Consider the following 22500-nt stretch of genomic DNA (forward strand, 5'->3'; position numbering starts at 1 on the left):
TCTGGCCCACGAGGTACTAGGCAGGCGTCGCCGGTGTCAGGAGGCGCCGCGCCTCCATAGCCAGGTAGAGGTGAGCGGCGTCGATCGGCTCTGTGGGGGTGCGGCCTGTTGCCTGACAGAGTTTGGCCATGCGGTACCGAACAGTATTGGGGTGGCAATGCAGCAGTTTGGCCGCCTGTGCAGTCGATCCTTTGGCATCGAACCAGGCGCGGAGGGTGCTCATCAGCAGGTTCTGTTCTTCGACTGGCAGCATGGTCAGTTCGCCGAGGACGTCGAGAACCAGTTCGGCGGACACCTCCTGCTCTGACGAAAGCAAGACAGCCACTCGGGCCTGCTCGTAGCGCAGGACAGTGCTGTTCCCTGGGGCAGCCGCACCTCTCGCTGCGCGGGCATCGGCCGCAGCGGCGCTGGTCTCCGACACCGAGGTGAAGACCTCACTAACACCGACGCGGCCGAGCTGGAGGCCAGCTAGGTGGTCGGTGAGACGCTCGACCGGATACCGGCGGCTCAAGGCGATCAGTCCGACCTCTCCATCGATATCGGACCGCCAGGCGGTGTGGACCCCGCACGCGGCCAAAGCACGGTCGGTCGACACCAAAACGCCGTCCTTGCCGGCCGGCAGGGGATCAGTTGCCACCACTACGAAGGTGCCTCTTGAGGGCAGTCGTAGCGCGGTTGCCACTCCCGAGATCGTCAATCCGGTCGAATGAGTGCCGTGGAACAGGGCGGTCAACGCGACCTCCCGCAAGCGGGTGTCATGTCGGGTCTGCTCGACCTCGAATTCCCGGTAAGCGGTGCTCAATATCTCTAGGTACTCGTCGAGCGTGTTCCAGAAGATCGCCGCTGATTGCAACAGGTGTTGGACGGTGCTCGGGTCCGAGCCAAGCATCTTGACGAGTTCGTCCCATATGGATGACATGCCTAAGCGATATGCGCGCTGTACAACCTCCAGTGGCGCACCCTGCTCTGCTCTCCTACGGCCAGTCTCGCGAGGCGGAGCCGTGACACCGTCGTCATGATCGCCGGAGATTGCGCTGAGAATTGCGAGGATGTTGGGTCGCACGCTCTCCATGAGCGGGCCGAAGCCGAGCGTCTCGGAGTAGTAGGGCTCCTTCGCAGCGATCTGCTCCGATATGACACGTGCCAATCGGTCGACGTCGTTCGCGAGTTGGTGACAAGCATCAACCACGACGTTTCCAGACCCGCCTGGCATGAAGGGGTCGGGTGCGTCGTTGCCGATGGACACGTGCGGTGTCGCATAGATCGTCACTGTTGGTTCGCCTCCTCAGTGGCGTGACGGATCGGCCGTCTGGAAGGGATGAGACGGCCGATCCAGTTCATGGGTGACCAGCACATTGAGCGCCTCGCGATTCGCCATCGCTCGATACCCGTCCGGAACACCACCTAGATCCAACGTGCGATCGACCGTTGACAGGAATTCCAGAACCAACGATGCGAACTCGTCGGGGCATTCGATCTGCGGCATATGCCCGACACCGGTGAATAGGTGGGTCGTCGCGTGAGGGAGCACACGGCGCGCCTCATCAAGATGCCGGGCCGGCAGGATACGGTCGCGGTCACCCCACAGGACCAGGATGGGTTTGCCTCCAGCGGCGATGCGTTGGGTGAGCATCTCTCGCCACTCAATCTTCACTCCCCGCAGCGTGACCAATGATTTTGCCGTCTCCCACACGACCGCACCTGTCTCGGGCTGCCGGGCGATGGCCATGGCGTGGTCGAGCCGGGACTGGGTCACGAGCGCGGGATTTGCGAACGTCATGCGCTCAGCCATTCGTGCGCTCGATGGGGTCGTGTGGGTCGCTAGGAATCGACCGAGCAACGGGAGTGTCATGAGTCGAATCGGGATCGCGACTTCTTTGCCGAACCCCGCACTGTTCGCGAGCACCAGACTTGCTACGCGATCGGGTGCGAGAGTCGTGAACTGCTGTGCGACGGCGCCGCCGAGCGAGTTTCCGACGACGTGGAGCGGACGATCCTCACCCAACTGGTCGAGCGTCGCGAGAACGCCTCCAGCCAATTCCGCGAGTGTGGTCGGCGCAGATGACCGCTGGCTGAAACCCGATCCCGGGAGGTCGAGGGAGATAAGTCGGTGCCGTCCCGACAGCCTCGAGAACTGGGGAGCCCAGTCTTCGAGGCTGCGGCCGATACCGTGGAGGAGCAGCACCGGTGAGTTGGTCGGATCGCCGTCGACGCGAACTCGCGTTCGTCGCCCTTCGACGTTGATGACGGCTGTTGAGCTGGTCATCGGGCGCCGGCAAGTGTCTTGGCCGTCGCGGACGAGAACGACAGGGCGGGATCCTCGATGGGGTCCTTACCGAGCAGTTGACGGTCACCCTTGTAGTTCTGTTGGACCACCCAGGGTCCTTTCGATCCCTGCTGGGGGAACAAGTGCATTGCTCTGTTGACGTAGCCGGTGCCCATGTCGATATACGGACTGCGAATCATGGTCTGATCGTCAATCGTCGGAGTTGCCGTCGAATAGCCATGGCGGTCCATGTGGGCCAGAAGTCGACACGTCCATTGCGCGACGAGGTCCGCCTTCAGGGTCCAGGCGTGGTTGACGTAGCCGACGGTGAAGGTGAAGTTCGGGATGCCGCTCACCATGAGCGTCTTGTAGAACAAGTGGTCAGGCAGGTTCACCTTGTCGCCGTCGACGTGAAGTGGGATCTTGCCGAACGGCACCATGTTGAGGCCCGTGGCAGTCACGATCACGTCCGCCTCGAGCTCATCTCCAGATTCCAGCAGGATGCCGGTCTTGGTGAATCGGACGATTCGATCAGTCACTACGGAGGCCTTGCCCGCCGAAATGGACTTGAACATGTCGCCGTCGGTGATCACGCACATGCGCTGGTCCCACGGCGCGTAGTCCGGATTGAAGTGGGTGTCGACGTCGTAGCCCTCGGGCAAAGACTTGACGTTGACTTTTCTCACCAGCGCCCGCATCTGCTTGGGGAACTTGCGGCTCGCGTTGTAGAGCAGCGTTTGCTTGTTGATATTGACGCTACGCGTGATCTTGTGCGCGGTGGAGTCCCGCAGCACCTTGCGGAGGAGAATCGGCAAGGGATCCTTGCGCGGAGCGGGCATGACGTAGGACGGTGACCGTTGAAGCATCGTGACGTGCCCGGCTGTCTCGGCCATCACGGGCACCACCGTCACAGCTGTCGCGCCGCTTCCGATGACAACGACCTTTTTGTCGGCGTAGTCGAGATCGGCGGGCCAGTGCTGCGGGTGAACGATCTCGCCGAGGAAGTCGTCGCGACCATCGAAATGTGGGGTGTAGCCCTCGTCGACGTCGTAGTAGCCCGCCGCGGATGACAGGAAACCGGCGGTGATCTCGAAGTGCTCGCCATCACTGGTGCGCTCAACGATGACGGTCCACTGCGCGTCCGTCGTGGAAAAGTCGGCCGAAACAACCCTGTGGCCCAGATGGATCTTCGATCCCAGGTCGTTCTCGTCGATTGTCTCGTGCAGGTACTCCAGGATCTCGTCGGCGTCGGCGATGGCATTGTCCTTGTTCCACGGTTTGAAACCGAAACCGAACGCGTACAGATCGGCGTCTGAGCGGATCCCGGGGTATCGGAACAGGTCCCAGGTACCACCGATCGCGTCGCGCGACTCGATGATCGCGAACGTCCGGCCGGGTTGCAGGGTTGTGAGGTGGTAGCCCATGCCGATGCCGGTCAGCCCAGCACCGACTACGAGCACGTCAACGTGAGGTGGGACTGAGGTAGTCGCAGAGGATGCGGTCATGTTCGTTCTTCTCTCTGGGTGATTGCGTGCTGAGATGTGCCGGAGTGGGGATTCAGTGCGGCATGAGGAGAGAGACGATTTCAGACACCTTCGAGATGTCGGGGACTGCCAGGAAATCGGGCTCCAGGAAAGATGGGCTGGGCCAGGTGTAGTAGCCCTGTCCGGTTTGAGCCCCAAGCAGGCCTTTGTCGAGCAGGTTTTCCTTGATGTAGTTTGCGTTGGCCGTCATCTGCTCGTCGCTGTTCTCGACGCCCCAGTACGACAGGACGTCGTAGGCAGTCTTCATGCCGACCTGGTCCAACATTCCGAATGGACCGATGGGGAAGCCGAACTTCATGAACGAGCGGTCGACATCCTCGGGTGTGCTGATTCCGTTGGTCACGAGTGTTTGCGCCGCATTGGAGAGGGCAACCGTCCAGGTGTTGACGACATATCCGTTCTGTTCCTTACGCACGGGGATAGGCATCATTCCGATCTCGATCGCAAATTCAGTGATCTCCGTCAGGGTGGTGCGCGTCGTGCTGGCGTGAGCCATGATCTCTGCGAAATTCATTGCCCAGATGCCGTTGCCGAAGTGCAAGGCACAGAACTTCTCGGGTCGGCCGGTCGCCTCGGCGAAGGTGCTCGGTAGAAATGTGGAGGAGTTCGTCGCGACCAGGGTGTGCTCCGGGAGGAAGCTGGCCATTTCTTCGTATACGGCCGTCTTGACGTCAGGTATCTCTGGGACGGCCTCGATCACCAGATCGGTCTGCGCGACTGCGTCAGCGAGGACTGTCGTGTACGTCAGTCGATCGCGCGTCGCGACAATCTCTGCGTTAGTTGCGCCGACGTCGGCGAGATAGATCGCGGCATATTGGTCGTGCATGTCACGGCAATGCTTCAGCGCGTCCTCGGCGATGTCGTAGACAATCACGGTCTTGCCTTTGTATGCGCTGTGCCAAGCGATCTGGCCGCCAAGGACGCCAGATCCGAGGAGAGTGACGTTGTTCAGTCGAGACATAATGCAGGCTTCTTTCACGATTCGGCGCGAGTCGCAACCCTTGTGGAACTGGGGAGGGACTCGCTCATTCGGATGGCCCGTTGGCTGCAATTGCAGTTGTTCGGAGTGTGACTGGGGACACAATCTATGGCGAGGTTGCGGTGTGGCGCTCGTCACGTTGCGCCAAACTTTTTGAGCCCGATTGTGACCCCGTGACAAAGCGGTGTGCCTGGCACAAGGGGTGGCGGGGAGCGGAGGCAACACGATGATGGGGTCGGGTGGACTCCGAGAATCGCCCATCCCGACCCCGCCGCGGCCCCTTCAGAGGTCCTTGAGGAAGGTCAGCAGCTCATGATTGACGACGTCGGGGTGCTCTTGCTGGATCCAGTGCCCGCAGTCCGGAATGATGACCGATCTGCGCAGATCAGAGACGTGATCAGCCGCTCGCAGGCGGGCTTCCTGGCTCCAGATCGTCGCGACGTCCCGGTCACCTCCAATGAACATCGCTGGCACCGTCAATGGCTGGCCCTGGTACTGGCCGAGCACCTCCCAGTTGAGGTCGGCGTTCGTGTACCACGCCAAAGGTGCCCTCATGCCTCCAGCCTCGAGCTCGTCGATGAAGATGTCGAGGGTCTCCTGATCGAGCCAGGCGGGCAGCGTCTCGGGAGACTGGAGGTTGACGGCGAAACCCTCGCCGTCGGGCACGCACATCGCGGCTCGTACGAATCCGATCAGATGCTCTGGCGGCAACGAGGTCAGATCGACCCCGTCCAGCTCGGGGGGCAAAGGGCTGTCAGCCGACAACCCATAGAAGCCGCTCGTGATGAAGGTACGCAGATCTTGTTCGATCTCCTTTTCTGCCTTGCCCGAGCGATCGGCAAAATAGTCTTGGTAGAACGTCAGCCCGGGCCCTGCGATCTCCCGGTGGGTGACCGTCGGCCGAACCTCGCCGAATGGGTCGCCCGGAAGGGCTGCGAGCCCCCGGGCACCGAAAGGTACGCTCAGGCCGACCACGGCTCGAAACACGTCCGGCCTTGTCCAGGCCGATGCCCACGCGACCGGCGCGCCGAAGTCGTGCCCGACGATGACCGCAGTGCTCTCTCCGAGAGCCTCGACGACACCAACGCAGTAGGCGACAAGCTCGGTGATCCGGTAGTCGGACGGCTGCTCAGGTTTTGCTGAGCGTCCGTAGCCAGGCATGTCCATTGCCACCGCGCGATAGCCTGCGGCGCCGAGCGCGTCGAGCTGGTGATGCCAGGTGTAGGAAGACTCTGGAAACCCGTGGCACAGCAATACCAATGGCCCGGAATCGCCCGAAACACGCAGGTGGATTCTTCGGCCGTTCGACGTGACAGTTCGTTCTTGCCAATCTGAGCTCGGCATGTGGGCGACTCTCCTTCTTGAGCGGACGCATCTGACGACGGTCCTGTTGACGGTCCGCGGCGCCCAGTTGGACGAGGGGATCATGTGCTGAAGGCATCAGCAGGGCGGTGTGAAGCCGCTCACAAAAACGTAGATCGAACTCGTGGGCAACGTCTTGTGCCCGGATCCCAAGAAGTGTGCTGCGAACTGTTGTCGAACGACATGTTGAACGGGACGGAGCTAACGAGTGTGTGCGGGAAATTGGTGTGTGGCAGTGTGAGCCCAGCCACAATGAGGGAGGATCGTATGGAACAGCGCGCGCCAGAATGCCGGAATGCGATCCGGTCCAGCGTGAGGTGGTGGCGATGAAAAGAGCGATTGAAGGCGCAGAACTGGAGTGGCCACCGTTGCACGGGGCGACGCCCGAACGTGTCTGGCGCGACGTACTTCAACCGATCGCTGGAATACTCCGGCAGTCTTCCGCAGCGGTGGCTGCGGACCTAGTCACCTTGGTCCGCGGCGAAGTCCCGGAGTTGTTCGTTGATGCACAGACGGTGGATGAGGCGATGTCGAGCACGGAGGAGAGCGTTCGGCTCTTCGCCCAGCTTCTCGAGGTTGGCGGGAATCCTGCCCAAAGCGACTTGCCCCCCTCGACTCTGGCCATCATGCGTTCGGCAGTTTGGAGACAAATCCCGTTGTCGTGGCACTCGCGGTTCTATCGACTTGCGCAACAGCACGTGTGGCGATGGCTGCACAGCCACATTGTCGACCAGACACCGGATGGATCGGATCGAGCGCTCGCGGTGGACCTAGCCACCACGATGCTCCTTCAGTTCGTTGATCGGGCGATGACGCTTGCTGACGAGGCATATGAGATCGAGCGGGAGAAATGGTTGCAGGGCGCTGCCGCGTCGCGTGGGGCTGCCATCGACGATGTGTTGGCCGATCGTGATCAAGATGTGACCTCCTTGTCGACGAGACTCAGATATGACCTGACCCGACACCACGTCGGGGTTATCGTGTGGTCGGACAATTGGTCACATGCGTCGACCTCCCTGCCGGCGCTCAGCGAAGCGGTCGCTGAGATTGCTCGGGCAAATGGAGCGGAGTCCAGCATCACCCATCCGTTGGGCTCGCTGGCGGTTGCCGGGTGGTTCAGCAGTCGTCGCGACTTTGGGCCAGACCTGGAGTTCAGTCTCGACAAGAAGGGCAGCCCGGTTCTTCCCGAGGGAGTCAAGGTGGCAGCGGGAGTGTCGGGTCATGGCATTGACGGGTTCAGACTGACGCACACCCAGGCCGGGCACGCACGCAGTGTGGCGGCCCTGCTTCCGCCCGAAGACGTTGATGTCACGCGATACCAGGATGTTGCGGTGATTGCGCTATGCGCCGCAGATCCCGAGCACGCTACTCGATTCGTCAGGCAAGAGCTCGGGTCCCTGGCAGCCGATGATGAGGCGACGTTTCGACTGGCGAAGACTTTGCAGATCTACCTTCGAGAGAACCGGAGCCGTGCGCGTGCCGCAGCTGTGCTGTCGGTTCATCCGAACACGGTGAACTACCGAGTGCGTCAGGCCGAGGAGCTCCTTGGTCGAAGTATTGACGAGAACTCGCTCGAACTTGGCGTCGCGCTCACGATGCTCCCGGCGCTAAAGCGGCTCGACGCTACTCGCTCAAGCGGCGTCTGAGGCGGCGATCTCGGGACACCGGAAGGCTGACTTGTGAGCGATGCTCGCATGTGAGGCCAGCGCTTGGTGGCGTTTCGCGATGCCGCACAAGTTGTAGCACGACACAAGTTGTTGCAGGAACGACTAGTTCTGCGCACGTGGAGTTCCCGCTGTGATGGGTGCCACACTCGCTCACGTCGGTCACCGCCAGCCCGCCCTGTCTCAGGGATCTCAGCCCTGATGCCGTCCGCATTTGGCGAGTCGCGTACGTCCCCAGGTTGACGTCGACACCGGGACTACGCCACATCAACCAATTGGTACGAATAGGAGAAACAACTATGGAAACGACTGATTCGAAGAGCATGAATGTCATCGTCATGCGCAAAGGGACATTGGAGATGATCACGGCTCCCATACCGACTCCAGGTCCCGGCGAAGTCTTGGTCAAGGTTCTCGCAACGGGAATCTGTGGCAGCGACCTGCATTGTCTGTCGCATACCGCCGAGCTCCTCTCGAGCACGAAGGCCGCGACGGGCGTCGACCTATTCGACATCGATGACGACGTCGTCATGGGCCATGAACTGTGCGCCGAAGTAGTGGAGTATGGCCCTGAAACCCGAGGCGACATCCCCGTGGGAACTCGAGTCGCCTCGCCGGGCATCCTGATCCGCGAACGCTTGATTCTCTTGGGCTATGCCGGGGTGGACATGCCGGGCGGGTACGCGGAGTACATGCTTCTCAACGAAGCTTTGATGATCCCGGTTCCGGACAACGTGCCTGACGAGATCGCGGCGTTGACCGAACCGCTCGCAGTCGGGCTGCATGCGGTCAACCGCGGCGACCTGGGTCCCGACGACGTGCCCTTGGTGATTGGGTGCGGCCCGATCGGCCTCGCGATCATCTCGATCCTGAAGATGCGCGGTGTGGGACCGATTGTCGCAGCAGACTTCTCGCCCTCACGGCGCGCGATGGCGAAAGACTTGGGCGCCGACCTCGTGGTCGATCCACGTGTCACGTCGCCCTATGAGGCCTGGCGTTCGGTCGCCGGGACCACGGATCCTGCGAAGTTGGCTCGTCCCAACCTGTTGTTCCCGAATGACGTGAGACCGTCGGTCGTGTTCGAGTGCGTCGGTGTGCCTGGCATCATCCAGGAGATCCTCGACGGTGCCGCGGCCTGCACGAAGATCGTCGTGGCCGGGGTGTGCATGCAGAAGGATGAGTTCTACCCGACGCACGCGATGCTCAAGGAATACGACTTTGTGTTCAGTATCGCATTCTCCGCCGAGGAGTACGCCGAAGTGCTCGGCCACTTGGCTTCAGGGGCGCTACAGGTCGCGCCCCTCATCACCGATCGCATCGGTTTGGCGGGGGTCCCCGAAGCATTCGAGCGCCTCGCGGATCCGGAGCGAGATGCCAAGATCATGGTTCTTCCCTCAGTCGGTTGAACAGGTCTCAGCCCATTGAGAGCACAACCTTGCCTTTGACGCGACCGGTATCGACGTAGTCCAGCGCATCGAGAGTCTTGTCGAAGGGGAAGACTCGGTCCACGACAGGGCGAATCGCCTTTGCGTCGACCAGCTTCGCGATCTCGCGAAGCTGGTCGCCGTTGGCCGTCATGAACAAGAAGGAGTAGCGGACGCCGAGGCGCCGGGCTGCCTTGCGCACCTTGCGACTGAGAATGCGGGTTGCCAGCTTTACTACAGGATTTGCTCCGATGTCCTTGGCGAAGCTGGGGTCGGGCGGCCCGCCGATTCCGATGGCGATGCCCCCTGGCTTGAGGATGTTCAACGACTTCAAGAGGCTCTCAGGGCCAAGGGAGTCGAGCACGAGGTCGTATCCGCTGAGGACCTTTTCGAAGTCTTCGACCGTGTAGTCGATAACGATGTCGGCGCCGAGGTCCCTAACCCACTCAACGTTCGCAGTGCTCGTCGTGGTGGCGACGGATGCGCCAAGGTGTTTGGCGAGCTGAATGGCGATTGTGCCGACGCCACCGGATCCTGCATGGATGAAGACTTTCTGCCCGGGAGAGATCCTGCCTTTCTCGACCAGGGCCTGCCACGCCGTCAGCGCCACCAAAGGAAGCGATGCCGCCTGCTCGTACGAGATTGTCGTCGGCTTGAGGGCGAGGTCTTTCTCCCTAACGGATATGAGTTCGGCAAAGGTGCCGACCCGGAAATCGCCGGGTCGCGCGTACACCGTGTCGCCAGGGGCGAACTGGGTCACGGCTGGCCCGACGCGCGCGACCACACCGGCGAGATCGTGGCCGAGGACGAATGGGGGCCGGTAGGGCAGGATGAGTTTGAACTCGCCAGCCGCGATCTTGGAGTCTAGAGGGTTGACCCCCGCCGCCTCCACGTGGACGAGTACTTCGTCGGCGTTGATCTCTGGGTCAGGGCGTTCTGCTGCGCGCACTGCGCCAGTCTTGGCGTAGCGCTCGACGATGAATGACTTCATACTGTTTGGCTTCCTTGTTTGGCGCGGCCGGAGTGGCCGTACGCATCGTGTGGTTGCTGGGCTCAGGAAGAGCGCAGTGCGTTCATGGCGTTCTCGACCCCGCGATCGAGGAGGGCTGTAGCGAGATTCGGATCCGTCACGGCTCGCGCGAGCTGCATCGTGCCGACGAGCATCGCGTAGATGCTTAGCGTCTTGGCACGTTCCGCGGCAACGTCCCCAGAGCCAACGGCGACAGCCATGTCGTCGACGAGACTCATCAGGGCGTCGGTGTAGGTCGCTCGTGTCGACTCGTTGCATCGGCCGATCTCGTCCAGCAGTGCCGCGGACGGACAGCCGTCGGCGCGATGCCCGAGGTGCCACTCGGTGAGGTAGCTGCGGATGAAGTGCTCCAGTGCTACGGGAGTTGAACCATATGCCCGGAACGCCGCCGCCTGGCCGCTCAACTGCTCCGCCACGGCGGCGGCGACCAGCTCCTGTTTGGACGAGAAGTGCGAGTAGAAGGCGCCGTTCGTCAAGCCAGCATCTGCCATCAGGGTCGCGATGCCTGACCGGTCGATCCCGTCCTCCTTGAGGCGCCGTCCGGCGCTGGCGAGGATGCGCTGGCGGGTCGCAGGCTTGTGTTCGATGTCGTATCGCACGGGGGATTCCTTCAATAGAAGTATGACCGTAAGACTATCATGAGGCCCCGATGAAGGTGGCAATTGACAATCCTAGCCACATAAGATTATGGTCATAATATAACCTGTATCCCCACTCGGCACCCGCCGGGCAATCTTTCGGAGAGACCATGACTACGAGTACGTACCGCACCGCACCTGGCAAAACGATCGACGTGGGAGGTGTCACCTATGCGTACCGCGAGCTTGGCCCGGATGGTGGCGTCCCCGTTGTATTCCTCAACCACCTGGCCGCCACATTGGACAACTGGGACCCGCGCGTGGTCGACGGTTTCGCGACGAAGCACCACGTGGTCGCGATCGACTACCGCGGAGTCGGCTCGTCCACTGGAAAGACCCGCACGACCGTCGAGGACATGGCGCGTGATGCCAGTTCGGTCATTCGGGCACTCGGTCACGACAAGGTCGACCTGCACGGATTCTCGCTCGGCGGCATGGTCTCCCAGGCGATCGCTCAACTCGATCCCCAGCTCGTCCGCAAGCTGATTCTGACGGGCACCGGCCCTGCGGGTGGCGTCGGCATCGACAAGGTCACCCGACTCTCGTATCTCGACAGCGTGCGTGGCCTGTTGACGTTGAAGGATCCCAAGACCTACTTGTTCTTCACTCGCACCGACAACGGCAAGCGTGAAGCGGCGGCGTTCCTCAGGCGGCTCAAGGAACGCAAGGACGACCGCGACAAGGCCATCGCTGTGTCTGCATTCCGCGCCCAACTCAAGGCGATTCACACCTGGGGAACTCAGAAGCCGGCCGACCTGTCGCGGGTCACGGTCCCCGTGTTTGTTGCCAACGGTGATGACGACCGCATGGTGCCGACGTCCAACTCGTACGACATGGCTGAGCGCTTCCCCGACAGCGAGCTCGCGATCTACCCGGACGCCGGCCATGGTGGTGTCTTCCAGTACCACGATCGGTTCGTCGCGCAGGCGCTGGAGTTTTTGGCCAAGTGATTCAGCGCGGCCGAAGGGCCCGGGTCGAATTAGTGATCCGGGCCTCGCATCGGTCGACCCGTTACGTTCCCTCGGAGGCTGGAAACGTTTCGGTGGGCGCGGTCTGTCGAGGACGCTGCGGGTAGGAACTGCGCGTCACGCTGGTTGATCGTGCGGCCCTTTGGGTCGACAAACGCGACGCGGAGGCGATCGTGGGTATGGCGATCAAGCGGGAGGGCGGCTAGCGGGTCTGAGGAGGGGAGGTGTTCGTCCCCCCACTGCTGAAGAGCTGCGAGCACGAGATTCAACTTCTCGCCGGTTGGTGTGAGCTCGTAGGCGAAGCGAGTCCGTTGGCCGGGTTCGCGGTAGGGGATCTTCTCCATGACGCCATGCTCGACCAAGCTGGCCAGACGCACACTTAGTACATCGGTGGCAATGCCGAGGGCGTCGACGAACTCCGCAAACGTACGGCGGCCGAACAATGCTTCGCGAAGCAGCAGGAAGCTCCATGAGTCGCTGAGAACGCCGAGGCTCCTCGTGATGGCGCAGGAGTCAGTCGCGGCATCGGCAAGAGCTTTGGAGCGGGGAGGCATGTCATCACAGTACTCTGACTTCGTTCATCCAAGTCAGAAGTGCTAACTTGGCGATAACCACTCAGCCTTTCGCGATTAGTTTTGGAGACACCTCATGCGCTACACCACATTTGGCCGCCACACGGGACTGCGGGTATCCCAGTACGCATTGGGGACCGGCAATTTCGGGACTGGGTGGGGAGCCGGTGCGGAGCGAGATGAGGCCAAGGTGATCTTCGAGCGGTATATCGAGGCCGGCGGCAATTTCATCGACACAGCTGACATCTATCAGTTCGGTCAGTCGGAGCAGCTCGTCGGCGAGTTCGTCCATGCCGATCGCGACGATTTGATCCTCGGCACGAAGTTCTCGATGGGAGCGCAGCCCGGTGGAGGTCTCTCACGTACCGGTAACGGGCGCAAGAATATGCGTACATCGGTCGAGGAAAGCCTGACGAGGCTCAACACTGACTACGTCGACGTGCTGTGGGTTCACTACCCGGATGCGCTCACGCCGATCGAGGAGATATTACGTGGCGTTGACGACCTCGTAAGCCAAGGCAAGGTCCTGTATGCGGCGTTCTCCAACTTCCCGGCATGGCGTCTTTCTCGTGCCGCGGCACTATCTGACGTAGCTGGCTGGGCACCAGTGGCTGGCATCCAGGTCGAGTACAGCCTCGTCGAGCGGTCAGCCGATCGTGAGCTCCTACCCATGGCTGAGGCGCTCGGTCTGGGTGTGACGATGTGGTCTCCGCTGGGCGGTGGCCTTCTGACGGGCAAGTACCGCAGCAGTGAGCAGGGTCGACTGTCGGATCTGAAGATGTTGGTGCACACCGAGTCAACTGCACAGAAGTCGGCTGTTGTCGACGCGGTGATCTCGATCGCGAAGGACGTCGGTCGAACTCCTGCACAAGTGGCGACGGCGTGGGTCAACGAACGCTCGCGCCGCCTCGCGACCTCTTCGATCCCTATCATCGGTCCGCGCAACCTTGCCCAGCTGGACGACTACCTCGGCGCGCTCGATCTTGAGCTCACCGCAGAGCAGTTCGAGCACCTGACCGCGATCAGCACGACCTCACTCGGCGTACCGCATGAGGCAAATGCGGCATCGCTGAACGGGGTCCAAGGCGGGCTGGCAGCACAGGTCGATGGCCCCATCGTGCCCGTGGCCTGAGAAGGAGACGAAAGATGAGAGCAGTGCAGATCGTGAAGGACGGCTCCGGGCATCGTACGGAGATCGCTGAAGTACCCGACGACGAGATCGGTGAGGGCAACGTGACGATCGCAGTCGATTACTCGGCAGTGAACTTCAAGGATGGTCTGGGTGTGTCGGGTGCTCCGGGCGTCGTTCAGCGTTTCCCGATCGTCGCCGGTATCGACTTGGCTGGCACGGTGGTCGAGGCGGCGGCGGAGTCAGGCTTTGTGCCGGGTGATCCGGTGGCAGTCAACGGGTGGGGGCTCGCGGCCACCCACAACGGCGGGTTCGCCACGCGGGCGAGGGTGCCGGCGGAGTGGATTACGAGGATCCCTCTGCGGTTCTCGACCTGGCAGGCGATGGCGATCGGCACAGCGGGTTACACCGCCGGACTCAGTGTTGTGGCTCTGCAACGTCACGGACTGACTCCGAAGGGCGGTCCCATCGTCGTTGCCGGTGCGGCGGGTGGTGTTGGTTCGGTCGCGATCGCGGTGCTGGCCGCATTGGGGTATGAGGTTCATGCGTCGACCGGTCGCCCAGCTGAGGAAGCCTATCTTCGGTCCTTGGGGGCCGCGGAGATCATTGCGCGGTCGGAACTGTCAGAGTCAGCGCAGGGGGCCCTCGGGGCTGAGCGGTGGGCCGGCGGCGTCGACAGCGTCGGCAGTCACACGCTCGTGAATGTGTTGAGCCAGATCCGCTATGGCGGGGTGGTGGCCAATTGCGGACTTGCTCAGGGTCTTGATTTCCCGGGCACGGTCGCGCCATTCATCCTGCGGGGTGTGACTCTCGCGGGTATCGACTCGGTCAACGCGCCCGCGAGTAGCCGATTGGCTGCATGGGAGGTTCTCGCCGATCATCTAGACGAAGAGCTACTGGAGAAGATGACGACGACGGTCCCGCTCGATCAGGCGGCGACCGTGGCACGACGAGTCCTGGCCGGGGAGGTGCGAGGAAGAACCGTGGTCGACGTCAACGCCTGAGGGTGTCAGGCGCGCTGGTTGGACCGGAGAAGCTCGAGGGCGTTCTCGATTCCCTGCTTGAGCACCTGGTCGGCGAGCTTCGGATCATCCAGCGCTCGCGCGAGTTGGAGCGTACCGATCATCATGGTGTAGAGGCCAAGCGTCGTTCCGCGTGCCGACGTGGGATCCTCGGGCACCAGTCGGCTCGCAATCTCGTCCAGGATGACTCGCGCTCCTGATGTGTAGGCGTGCTTGGTTGTGTTCGTGCAGCGACCGAGCTCATCGAGCAAGGCTGCTGATGGGCAGCCGAGGTTGCGGCTGTCGCGGTGTTGGGGGGAAAGGTACTCGCGGACGAAGTCCTCGAGCCCAGCACGGCCGGGCGCCAGCGCGGTGAAACTGGCGGCCTGCGCCTCCAGCTCATGCGAAACCACGGAGGCGACAAGGTCTTCCTTGGATGTGAAATGTGCGTAGAAGGCGCCGTTGGTCAACTGGGCGTCGGCCATCAACGTCGCGATGCCTGACCCGTCGATGCCGTCCTGCTTTAGTCGACGGCCGGCCGTCTCGATGATCCGCTGCCGCGTCGCTTCCTTGTGCTCTTTGCCGTACCTCGCCACCGGATCCTCGATTCGCTTCTTCTGGAAAGGTTGCCTTGGCCTCTCATCGTAGTCTATTGTCTAGTGATCGTAATATTATGATCATCATTCAAATGTGGGAGCACCTCATGGCAACGAATCAACCAGTAGCTCGACGGGGTACCGCCGTGTGGGCAGTGATCATCACCAGTGTGGCCGGGTTCATCGCTGCGCTGGACAATCTGATCGTCACCACCGCTCTTCCCTCCATTCGCGATGACCTCGGTGGCGGTCTCGAAGATCTGGAGTGGACGGTCAGCGCCTACACCCTGACGTTCGCGGTACTGCTGATGTTCGGTGCCTCGCTCGGTGACCGCTTCGGTCGTAGGCGGATGTTCCTCATCGGTCTCGGAATTTTCACAATCGCCTCCGCCGCGGCGGCGCTCGCGCCCGGAATGAATGAGCTCATCGCCGCGCGAGCGGGACAGGGGTTGGGCGCCGCGATCGTAACGCCGTTGACGCTCACGCTACTCTCCGCCGCGGTCCCGCCGGAGCGCCGCGGCGCGGCCTTCGGCATCTGGGGAGCGGCCAGCGGTGTCGCCGTCGCAACCGGTCCACTGATAGGTGGCACGCTGACTGAGCACATCTCGTGGCAGGCCATCTTCTGGGTGAATGTCCCGATTGGTCTTGCGCTGATCCCACTGTCCAGGCTTCTGTTGGACGAGAGCTATGGCTCGAACTCTCGCCTAGACCTACCGGGCACAGTGCTGGCGAGTGGCGGCCTGTTCGGCGTCGTGTACGCGCTCGTGCGCGGCAACGCCGACGGTTGGACCGACCCGTCGATCCTCGCCGGTTTCGCGGCGGGTGCGGTACTTCTGCCTGCCTTCGTCCTGTACGAGCTCCGTGCCAAGAACCCGATGCTGCCGATGCGGCTGTTCCGTAGTCGAGCCTTCAGCGCCATCAATGCGGCCAGCCTCTTGATGTTCCTCGGCATGTTCGGAGCGATCTTCCTGCTCAGCCAGTACCTCCAGACCGTGGGCGGCTATTCGCCGATGGAGGCTGGCGTGCGAATGCTGCCGTGGACGGCGATGCCGATGGTCGTCGGGCCTCTGGCGGGATTGCTGTCCGACCGGATCGGCGGCGCACCCGTCGTGACCGTGGGGATGGCCTTCAATGCGGTGGGTCTCGGCCTATGGGCGATTGCCGTTGAGCCTGACGTTTCGTATACAGCATTGCTCCCGGCGCTGGTCGTGTGCGGGATAGGTATGGGCATGTTCTTTGCCCCGAGCGCCAGCCTGGTCATGAGCACTGTGCGGCCGGAGGAGGAGGGCATCGCCTCGGGTGCCAACAACGCCATTCGTGAGGTTGGTGGCGCCATTGGTGTCGCTTCGCTGGCAGCGGTGTTCTCGGCACAGGGTGGTTACGAGTCAGTCTGCCAATCGGTTCGTCGATGGGCTGGTTCCCGCGCTGTGGCTGGGCTCAGGTGCAGTCGCGCTGGCAGCGGCTCTGGCTCTACTGATGCCCCGTGCGCGCACGGTCGGCGACTCGAAGGACACGAACAACGGGGCAGTTGCACCTGTCCTCACTCCTTTTGCGCCGCCGACCTCGACGAACTCGTGACCGTCTCCGTGGGTGGATCGGAACGACTCGTGCCACAAGCCGCGCTGCGCCAACTCGCATCGACGCGCTTCACAGATCCACCGTGAAGATCACCGACTCCTGCGCGGCCTGTCGATGGACCGGCAGGTGATCGGGCGAGGCGCACAGCAGCAACGTGCTCCCGTCCGATCCGCCCAGAGCACATGCGAAGAACGGCAGACCCTCCGGAGATGCGATCTCGTCGACGACCTCGCCGCCCTCGACGACCAGCGCGGCCCTCCCGTTGGCCGCGTCCGCGACCCAGATCCTGTCGTGCGCGTCGACAGCGCAGCCGTCTGGCGTCGCGGACGGCGGGGTGATGAACTCCCCGTCGTCATTGAACTCGACAGGGGTGCCTAGATCAGCCCACACGCGTCGATCGGCCAGGTTGCCGTCGGGCCGGATGGTCCAGGCGACGAGTTGCGCCGCGAACGTGTCGGCCACCACTAGGGTGACGCCGTCGGACAGCAGCACCGACCCGTTTGGGAAGCTGACCTCCCGGGTACCAACACTCGCCCGCCCGTCCGGGGCGACGTGCACGATGGTCGCGTCGTGTGGATGCCCCTCCGCCCACTCGTAGCCCATGTTGCCGACGTAGGCATGGCCCGACGGAGTGACGATCATATCGTTGGCGATCCCCTCGGAGTGGGGCGCAAGGTCGGCGTGGGTGCTCACTGCTCCGGCGGTATCGCGACGCAGCACTGTGCGGTCCGCCATCGACACGGCGAGGAGCGATCCGTCGGGCAGCCAGCCCAGCCCCGACGGGCCGTTCGGCACCTTGAGCTCGACCCGAGCGTCTTCCGACGAGGTCAGGGAGATGACGGCACCGCCGAAGAAGTCCGACATCCACCAGCGATCGTCGTGCCAGCGGGGCGACTCAAAGAAGTGCCCGCCGTCGAACAATCTGGTCAGCTCTCGCACCATCTCTACCGACCCCCGGCGACCGAAACGAGCACCTTGGTGTCGGCACGGCCGTTGATCAGTCGTTCGAATCCGTCCTCGACGACGTCGTCGAGGGATGCTACGTGCGTGATCAGCGGAGAGAACTTGTCCTGGTGTGCATCAAGCAAACCAATCACCCTCGAGAACGAGTTGGCGTAGCTGAGAGTACTGAGGAGCGAGATGCCCTTGATCGTGACGACGACCAACGGGATGGTCACAGGCGATTCGAAGATCGCGACGGCCATCACCGTTCCGCTGTTCTTCACGATCGCCAGGGACATGTCGATCGAAGCCTGCACGCCGGCGCAGTCGAACACCTTGTCAACTCCGTTCGGGACTGCCCCCAGGATCGCAGCTACCGGGTCGCCCTCGGTTGGATCCACCACATCGACGAATCCAAGCTCTCTCGCCTTGGCCCGACGCTCTGGCACGACGTCGGAGATGAAGATTCGACCCGCGCCGGAGACACGGGCCAAAGTGGCGAGCAAGAGACCGATCGGCCCTGCCCCGAGAACAGCGATGTCGTCTCCGATCGTGAAACCCGCTCGCTTCAGGGCGCCATTCACGACGGCTGTCGGTTCGGCGAGCGCCGCGAGGTCGAGAGGAAGGGTGTCAGGGATCGGATGAACCAGACTGGCCGGCACTGCTACATACTCACCCAACCCGCCGTCGGCACCCAGACCGACTGCTGCTACCGAAAGCCCCGGGCCGACACCCTTCAAGCAGTACGAGTAGTTCGCCAAGTAGCACTGTTCGCACGCGCCGCAGCTGAGCACCGGCTCCACCACGACTCGCTGCCCGACGCTTAGGGATTCGGCGCCGTGACCGACCTTGTGAACGGTGCCCGAGAACTCGTGCCCGAGGGTGGTGGGGTTCTGGTGGCCGGTGAGCGGGTGAGGCGCTTCCTGCGGTGTACCCGCTCCGTTGAGATAGGCGTGCAGGTCGCTTCCGCAGATACCGTTGTACGCGACGCGCAGAATCACCTCGCCCGTCCGGGGCTCGGGGATCGGCACGTCGACAACGCGCACGTCGTGGGGGGCAAAGAATCGAGCGGCTTTCATGGGATGTCTCCTCGGATGTTGATGTGACGTGGATGTGTAGGTGAATCGGAAGGTGGGTCGGCTGAACACTGGTGGGTGGTCAGGACGCCTCCACCCCGAAGTAGGCGGACTCGACGGCGTCGCGGTCACGGCGCAGACGGTCGGCGGACCCCGTCAGAGCCGCGCGGCCGTGGTGCAGCACGATTCCGCTGTCGGCGATCGACAGGGCCAGATCGATGTGCTGCTCGACCAGCACGATGGCCATCTGCTGCTCGTCGGCCACCGCCCTGAGCCGCGGCAGAATGTTCTGGACCGCGATGGGCGACAGCCCCATGCTCAGCTCGTCGATCAGCAGCACTCGGGGCTCGGGCAGCATGGCTTTCGCCAACGCGAGCATCTGCTGCTCTCCTCCAGACAGACTCCCGCATCGCTGGCGCAGCATGCCCTTCAGCTTGGGGAAGTACTCGAGCACGAAGCCGGCGTCCGAGCCGCTCTTGCGCTGAGCGACGCGCAGGTTGTCCGCGACGCTCAGTGAGTGGAAGACGCCCCGGTTGTCGGGCACCAGCGTGATCCCACGGCGAGCATTGCGCTCCACCTGCTCGACGACAGGTGCACCCAGCGCGGTGACCGAGCCGGAGAGCAGGGGGATCGCGCCCACGGCCGCCAGCATGGTCGTGGTCTTGCCGGCACCGTTGGGACCGAGCAGGGCCAGTATCTCGCCCGATCGCACGCTCAGGTCGAGATCGCGGACCGCGGGTACACCGCCGTACCCGATGGTCGCAGCCGACAGCTCGAGCGCGACCTCGGATCGAATGGCCGTGGTCATGACAGAGTCCTCTCGTCGTCGGGCGTGGGCGGGACGTCGGGGCCGCCCAGATAGGCGGCGATCACGCGCGGGTCGTTGCGGATCTCCTCGGGCGTGCCCTCAGCGATCATCTGACCGAAGTCCAGGACGTACAGCCGGTCGCACACTTCGAGCACCAGCGACATGTCGTGGTCGATGAGCAGCACACCCACTCCGGTGTCGGCGATGCGTCGCAGCTCGGTGCCGAAATGCCGACTCTCGTGGGTGTCCAGTCCGGCCGCGGGCTCGTCCAGCAACACGACCTGGGTCCCACCGACCAGAGCCCGCGCGACGCCCACCAGCTTCTGCTGGCCCAGTGACAGCTCGGTGGGGCGCCGGTCGGCGACGTTGTCGAGACCGACCATCGTGAGGGCCGCGGCGATCGTTTCGTGCGGTGGCGTCGACCTGCCGAGGGTGTCGGCGATCAGGGTCCGGATCCCCGGGCGCTGCACCGCGACGGCCAGGTTCTGCGTCACGGTCAGGTCGCTGAACAGCTCGCCGGCCTGCCAGGTACGGGCCAGGCCCTCGTGGCGACGGCGATGTGGCGGGTGCTGTTCCACGGTCTCGCCATCGAGGAGGATCCCGCCGGTCGAGCGAGTAAACCCGGTCACGGCGTCGACGAACGTGGTCTTGCCGGCCCCGTTCGGTCCGATCAGTCCGACGATCTCGCTGGCCCCGACCCGGAGAGTGATGTCGTCGTTGGCCACCACCCCGCCGTAGCGGACCGACAGACCCGTGGTTTGCAGCAGTGGCACGGACACGTCAACCGACATGAGAATCCACCTTCGTAGAGGGAACGGCTTCCGGCTCCGTGTCCATCGCTGCTGCTCGGTGGCCGGTCAGCCTGGCGCGGACCGCAGCCGCGGACTCGGCGAAGGCGCCCGCCGCGCCGATGGGATTAGTGACCGCCATCAGCAGCAGACCACCTGCGGCGATGACCTCGTAGTAGCGGCCGAGATCCAGGGTCTGGCTCAAGAACACGTAGAACACGCCGAGCGGGCCGATGAAGCCGGCGACGAAGGCACCCGAGACCGACGTGATGCCACCGCAGTAGGCGATCGCCAGCATCGTCAGACCGACCACCACGGTGAAGGACGCGGCCGAGAGCTGGCCGCGGCTGTAGCCGATCAGACATCCTCCGACCCCGGCCAGGAAGGCCGACAGGGCGAATCCGAGCAGCTTCGTGGCTGCGACGTTGATGCCCACCGATGCCGCAGCCCGCTCGTTGGAGCGCACGGCGAGAAAGATCCGTCCGGTGGCGCCGCCCATCCACCGCATGACCACCAATGTTGTGACCGAAACGATCAGCAGCACCATGAGTGAGAACTGCCATGTGATCAGGTTCTGACCCTGCCGCACGGACAGGTCGAGTCCCAGCACCGACGGGTCCGAGACCTTCAGCCCCTCGTAGGGCGTGAGCACTGGGTTGTTGAAGACAAAACTCTGGATTGCCAACGCGGCAGCGAGCGTGACCACCGCCAGCTGGGCGCCACGGATGCGCAAGGCCGGGAGGCCGACCACCACGCCGAGCGCCGTCGCCACCAGCGCCGACAGCACAATGCTCAAAGGGAACGGGACCCCGAGTCCGATCGTCAGCTTCGACAACGCGAAGCCGGCGGTTCCTGCGAAGGCGATGCTCGCCAGCGAGATCTGGCCGAGGTAACCCGTCAGCAGCACCAGCGACAACGCGATCAGCGAGAGGATCATCGACGTGACGATCCCGAACCGCCAGCTGTCGGCCGTCAGCAGGATCGCCAGTCCCGCCAGCACGATCATGGTCGTGACCGGGACCAGGCGGATCCGAGGCACGATCACCAGCGGCATCTTGACCTCGTCGAGCGATCCGCGCGACGGGATGCGGCCGCCGAGGAGGTACAGCGCCACCACCACGACCACGAACGGGATGGCGTCGCCGAGGCCGGCTTGGGCCCATCCCGGCCACCACGACAGCGTGTTCGCCCAGAGCAGCACGGCCTGGATCGCACCGAGTACGAGACCGGCGGCGCACGCCACGCCGAAGGAGGACAGTCGGCCCACCAGCGCCACCGCGAGCGCAGGTACGACGTAGTACGTGTAGCTCGCCGGATCGAGGCCGATTGTGTAGGCGCCCAGAATCACGATCAGGCCCGAGGCCATCGCTGCGAGCACCCATACGGTGGCGGCGAGTCGGTCGGGCGAGTGGCCGGCGAGTCTGGCGGCGAGCTCGTCCTCCGACGCGGCTCGGGTCGCCACGCCTCGGCTCGTCAGGCCGAAGTAGGCCCAAAGCAAAACGGCCACAGCGATCGCTGCTCCGGCCATCATCAGGTCGCTGACGTTGATGACTACCTCCCCGACCTCGAACGTCGATCCCGGAAGGACCGACTGCGCGAACAGCTCCTGGGTATCGAAGCGCAACAGCACGAGCGCCTGCAAGAACAGCATCAGGCCGACGGAGGCGGCCACGTTCGCGAGGGCCGGGGCGCCTCGCAGTGGCCGGAAGACCACCAGATGCGCGGCCAGTGCCCACGCGGCCGCCATCGCGACGCCGATGACCACCGCTGGAAGCATTGACATCGGGTTGCTCTCGTCGCCGAGCGCGATGCTGCCGACCGGCAGCACCAGTGTGCCGTCAGTGCGGAGTGCCGCCACGGTGTACACCGACCACAGTGCGACCGAGCCCTGCGCAAAGTTGATGACCCCGGTGGCGGCGTAGATGCCGATCAGAGAGGACGCGAACACCGAGTAGACCGCGCCGAGCGTCAGGCCCAGGACGACGAACTGGAAGAACTCACTCATGCTGTGCTCACTTCACGAAAGATATGGGGATGGGGCGGGCGACTTCGCGCCGTTCTCGAACCGGTGGGACGGGCCACCGGGCACCCGAGGAGGCTGACGAGCTCCCGCATCCGAGTGCAAGAGCTCGTCA

General features: G+C 63.4%; 20 protein-coding genes. 6 read left to right on the forward strand and 14 right to left on the reverse strand.

Features of this window, described 5'->3' with window-relative positions; all coding sequences use genetic code 11:
* Positions 1-16: 16 nt before the first annotated feature.
* The 5 genes from ABD683_RS11220 to ABD683_RS11240 all read right to left on the reverse strand — a co-directional run bounded on the left by ABD683_RS11220 (position 17) and on the right by ABD683_RS11240 (position 6217).
* On the reverse strand, positions 17-1270 hold the full coding sequence (locus ABD683_RS11220) for a PucR family transcriptional regulator (protein WP_344769985.1): 1254 nt from the start codon (positions 1268-1270) through the stop codon (positions 17-19).
* A 15-nt stretch (positions 1271-1285) separates the two neighbouring features.
* Positions 1286-2266 (reverse strand): alpha/beta fold hydrolase, encoded by a 981-nt coding sequence (locus ABD683_RS11225; RefSeq protein WP_344769987.1) that lies wholly within the window; start codon positions 2264-2266, stop codon positions 1286-1288.
* Entirely contained in the window at positions 2263-3771 is a 1509-nt protein-coding gene (locus ABD683_RS11230) for a flavin-containing monooxygenase (protein WP_344771596.1), read from the reverse strand. Before ABD683_RS11230 ends, ABD683_RS11225 begins: the two co-directional genes overlap by 4 nt.
* A 52-nt stretch (positions 3772-3823) precedes the next feature.
* The gene (locus ABD683_RS11235; RefSeq protein ID WP_344769989.1) at positions 3824-4771 is read right to left on the reverse strand and encodes a 3-hydroxyacyl-CoA dehydrogenase; all 948 of its coding nucleotides are present in this window, start codon (positions 4769-4771) and stop codon (positions 3824-3826) included.
* 300 nt (positions 4772-5071) lie between these two features.
* A complete protein-coding gene (locus ABD683_RS11240; RefSeq protein WP_344769991.1) occupies positions 5072-6217 on the reverse strand; it encodes an alpha/beta fold hydrolase in 1146 nt (381 codons plus the stop codon).
* 260 nt (positions 6218-6477) lie between these two features.
* Between ABD683_RS11240 and ABD683_RS11245 the strand changes: the two genes are divergently transcribed.
* Complete coding sequence (locus tag ABD683_RS11245) at positions 6478-7797, forward strand: PucR family transcriptional regulator (RefSeq protein WP_344769993.1); 1320 nt, start codon at positions 6478-6480, stop codon at positions 7795-7797.
* Positions 7798-8138: 341 nt separating this feature from the next.
* On the forward strand, positions 8139-9221 hold the full coding sequence (locus ABD683_RS11250) for a zinc-binding dehydrogenase (protein WP_344769995.1): 1083 nt from the start codon (positions 8139-8141) through the stop codon (positions 9219-9221).
* Positions 9222-9228: 7 nt separating this feature from the next.
* Here ABD683_RS11250 and ABD683_RS11255 read toward each other — a convergent pair whose 3' ends face one another.
* Both ABD683_RS11255 and ABD683_RS11260 read right to left on the reverse strand, forming a co-directional pair.
* Positions 9229-10230 (reverse strand): NADP-dependent oxidoreductase, encoded by a 1002-nt coding sequence (locus ABD683_RS11255; protein WP_344769997.1) that lies wholly within the window; start codon positions 10228-10230, stop codon positions 9229-9231.
* A gap of 62 nt (positions 10231-10292) precedes the next feature.
* Positions 10293-10868: a TetR/AcrR family transcriptional regulator gene (locus tag ABD683_RS11260; RefSeq protein WP_344769999.1), complete on the reverse strand. Its 576-nt coding sequence runs from the start codon at positions 10866-10868 to the stop codon at positions 10293-10295.
* 149 nt (positions 10869-11017) lie between these two features.
* On the opposite strand from ABD683_RS11260, the gene ABD683_RS11265 reads away from it, so the two are divergent.
* Complete coding sequence (locus tag ABD683_RS11265) at positions 11018-11857, forward strand: alpha/beta fold hydrolase (protein WP_344770001.1); 840 nt, start codon at positions 11018-11020, stop codon at positions 11855-11857.
* Positions 11858-11886: 29 nt separating this feature from the next.
* Here ABD683_RS11265 and ABD683_RS11270 read toward each other — a convergent pair whose 3' ends face one another.
* Entirely contained in the window at positions 11887-12429 is a 543-nt protein-coding gene (locus ABD683_RS11270) for a winged helix-turn-helix transcriptional regulator (RefSeq protein WP_344770003.1), read from the reverse strand.
* A 94-nt stretch (positions 12430-12523) separates the two neighbouring features.
* Between ABD683_RS11270 and ABD683_RS11275 the strand changes: the two genes are divergently transcribed.
* Both ABD683_RS11275 and ABD683_RS11280 read left to right on the forward strand, forming a co-directional pair.
* Complete coding sequence (locus ABD683_RS11275; protein WP_344770005.1) at positions 12524-13579, forward strand: aldo/keto reductase; 1056 nt, start codon at positions 12524-12526, stop codon at positions 13577-13579.
* Between the two features lie 23 nt (positions 13580-13602).
* Positions 13603-14580 (forward strand): MDR family oxidoreductase, encoded by a 978-nt coding sequence (locus ABD683_RS11280; protein WP_344770007.1) that lies wholly within the window; start codon positions 13603-13605, stop codon positions 14578-14580.
* Between the two features lie 5 nt (positions 14581-14585).
* Here ABD683_RS11280 and ABD683_RS11285 read toward each other — a convergent pair whose 3' ends face one another.
* On the reverse strand, positions 14586-15173 hold the full coding sequence (locus ABD683_RS11285) for a TetR/AcrR family transcriptional regulator (protein WP_344770009.1): 588 nt from the start codon (positions 15171-15173) through the stop codon (positions 14586-14588).
* A gap of 77 nt (positions 15174-15250) precedes the next feature.
* On the opposite strand from ABD683_RS11285, the gene ABD683_RS11290 reads away from it, so the two are divergent.
* The gene (locus ABD683_RS11290; RefSeq protein ID WP_344770011.1) at positions 15251-16837 is read left to right on the forward strand and encodes a DHA2 family efflux MFS transporter permease subunit; all 1587 of its coding nucleotides are present in this window, start codon (positions 15251-15253) and stop codon (positions 16835-16837) included.
* Here ABD683_RS11290 and ABD683_RS11295 read toward each other — a convergent pair.
* The 5 genes from ABD683_RS11295 to ABD683_RS11315 form a co-directional block, all read right to left on the reverse strand.
* Complete coding sequence (locus ABD683_RS11295) at positions 16821-17693, reverse strand: SMP-30/gluconolactonase/LRE family protein (RefSeq protein ID WP_344770013.1); 873 nt, start codon at positions 17691-17693, stop codon at positions 16821-16823. The genes ABD683_RS11290 and ABD683_RS11295 overlap by 17 nt on opposite strands.
* 2 nt (positions 17694-17695) lie before the next feature.
* Positions 17696-18772, reverse strand: coding sequence for an alcohol dehydrogenase catalytic domain-containing protein (locus tag ABD683_RS11300; RefSeq protein WP_344770015.1), 1077 nt, complete (start codon positions 18770-18772; stop codon positions 17696-17698).
* A gap of 79 nt (positions 18773-18851) precedes the next feature.
* Positions 18852-19577 carry an ABC transporter ATP-binding protein gene (locus ABD683_RS11305; RefSeq protein WP_344770017.1) on the reverse strand — a complete coding sequence of 242 codons (726 nt, stop codon included), beginning with the start codon at positions 19575-19577 and terminating at the stop codon, positions 18852-18854.
* Positions 19574-20368 (reverse strand): ABC transporter ATP-binding protein, encoded by a 795-nt coding sequence (locus ABD683_RS11310; RefSeq protein WP_344770019.1) that lies wholly within the window; start codon positions 20366-20368, stop codon positions 19574-19576. Before ABD683_RS11310 ends, ABD683_RS11305 begins: the two co-directional genes overlap by 4 nt.
* The gene (locus ABD683_RS11315; RefSeq protein ID WP_344770021.1) at positions 20358-22370 is read right to left on the reverse strand and encodes a branched-chain amino acid ABC transporter permease; all 2013 of its coding nucleotides are present in this window, start codon (positions 22368-22370) and stop codon (positions 20358-20360) included. The genes ABD683_RS11310 and ABD683_RS11315 overlap by 11 nt, the downstream gene beginning before the upstream one ends.
* Positions 22371-22500 lie beyond the last annotated feature (130 nt).

The sequence above is a fragment of the Aeromicrobium panaciterrae genome (assembly GCF_039537165.1).
Taxonomy (GTDB): Bacteria; Actinomycetota; Actinomycetes; order Propionibacteriales; family Nocardioidaceae; genus Aeromicrobium; species Aeromicrobium panaciterrae.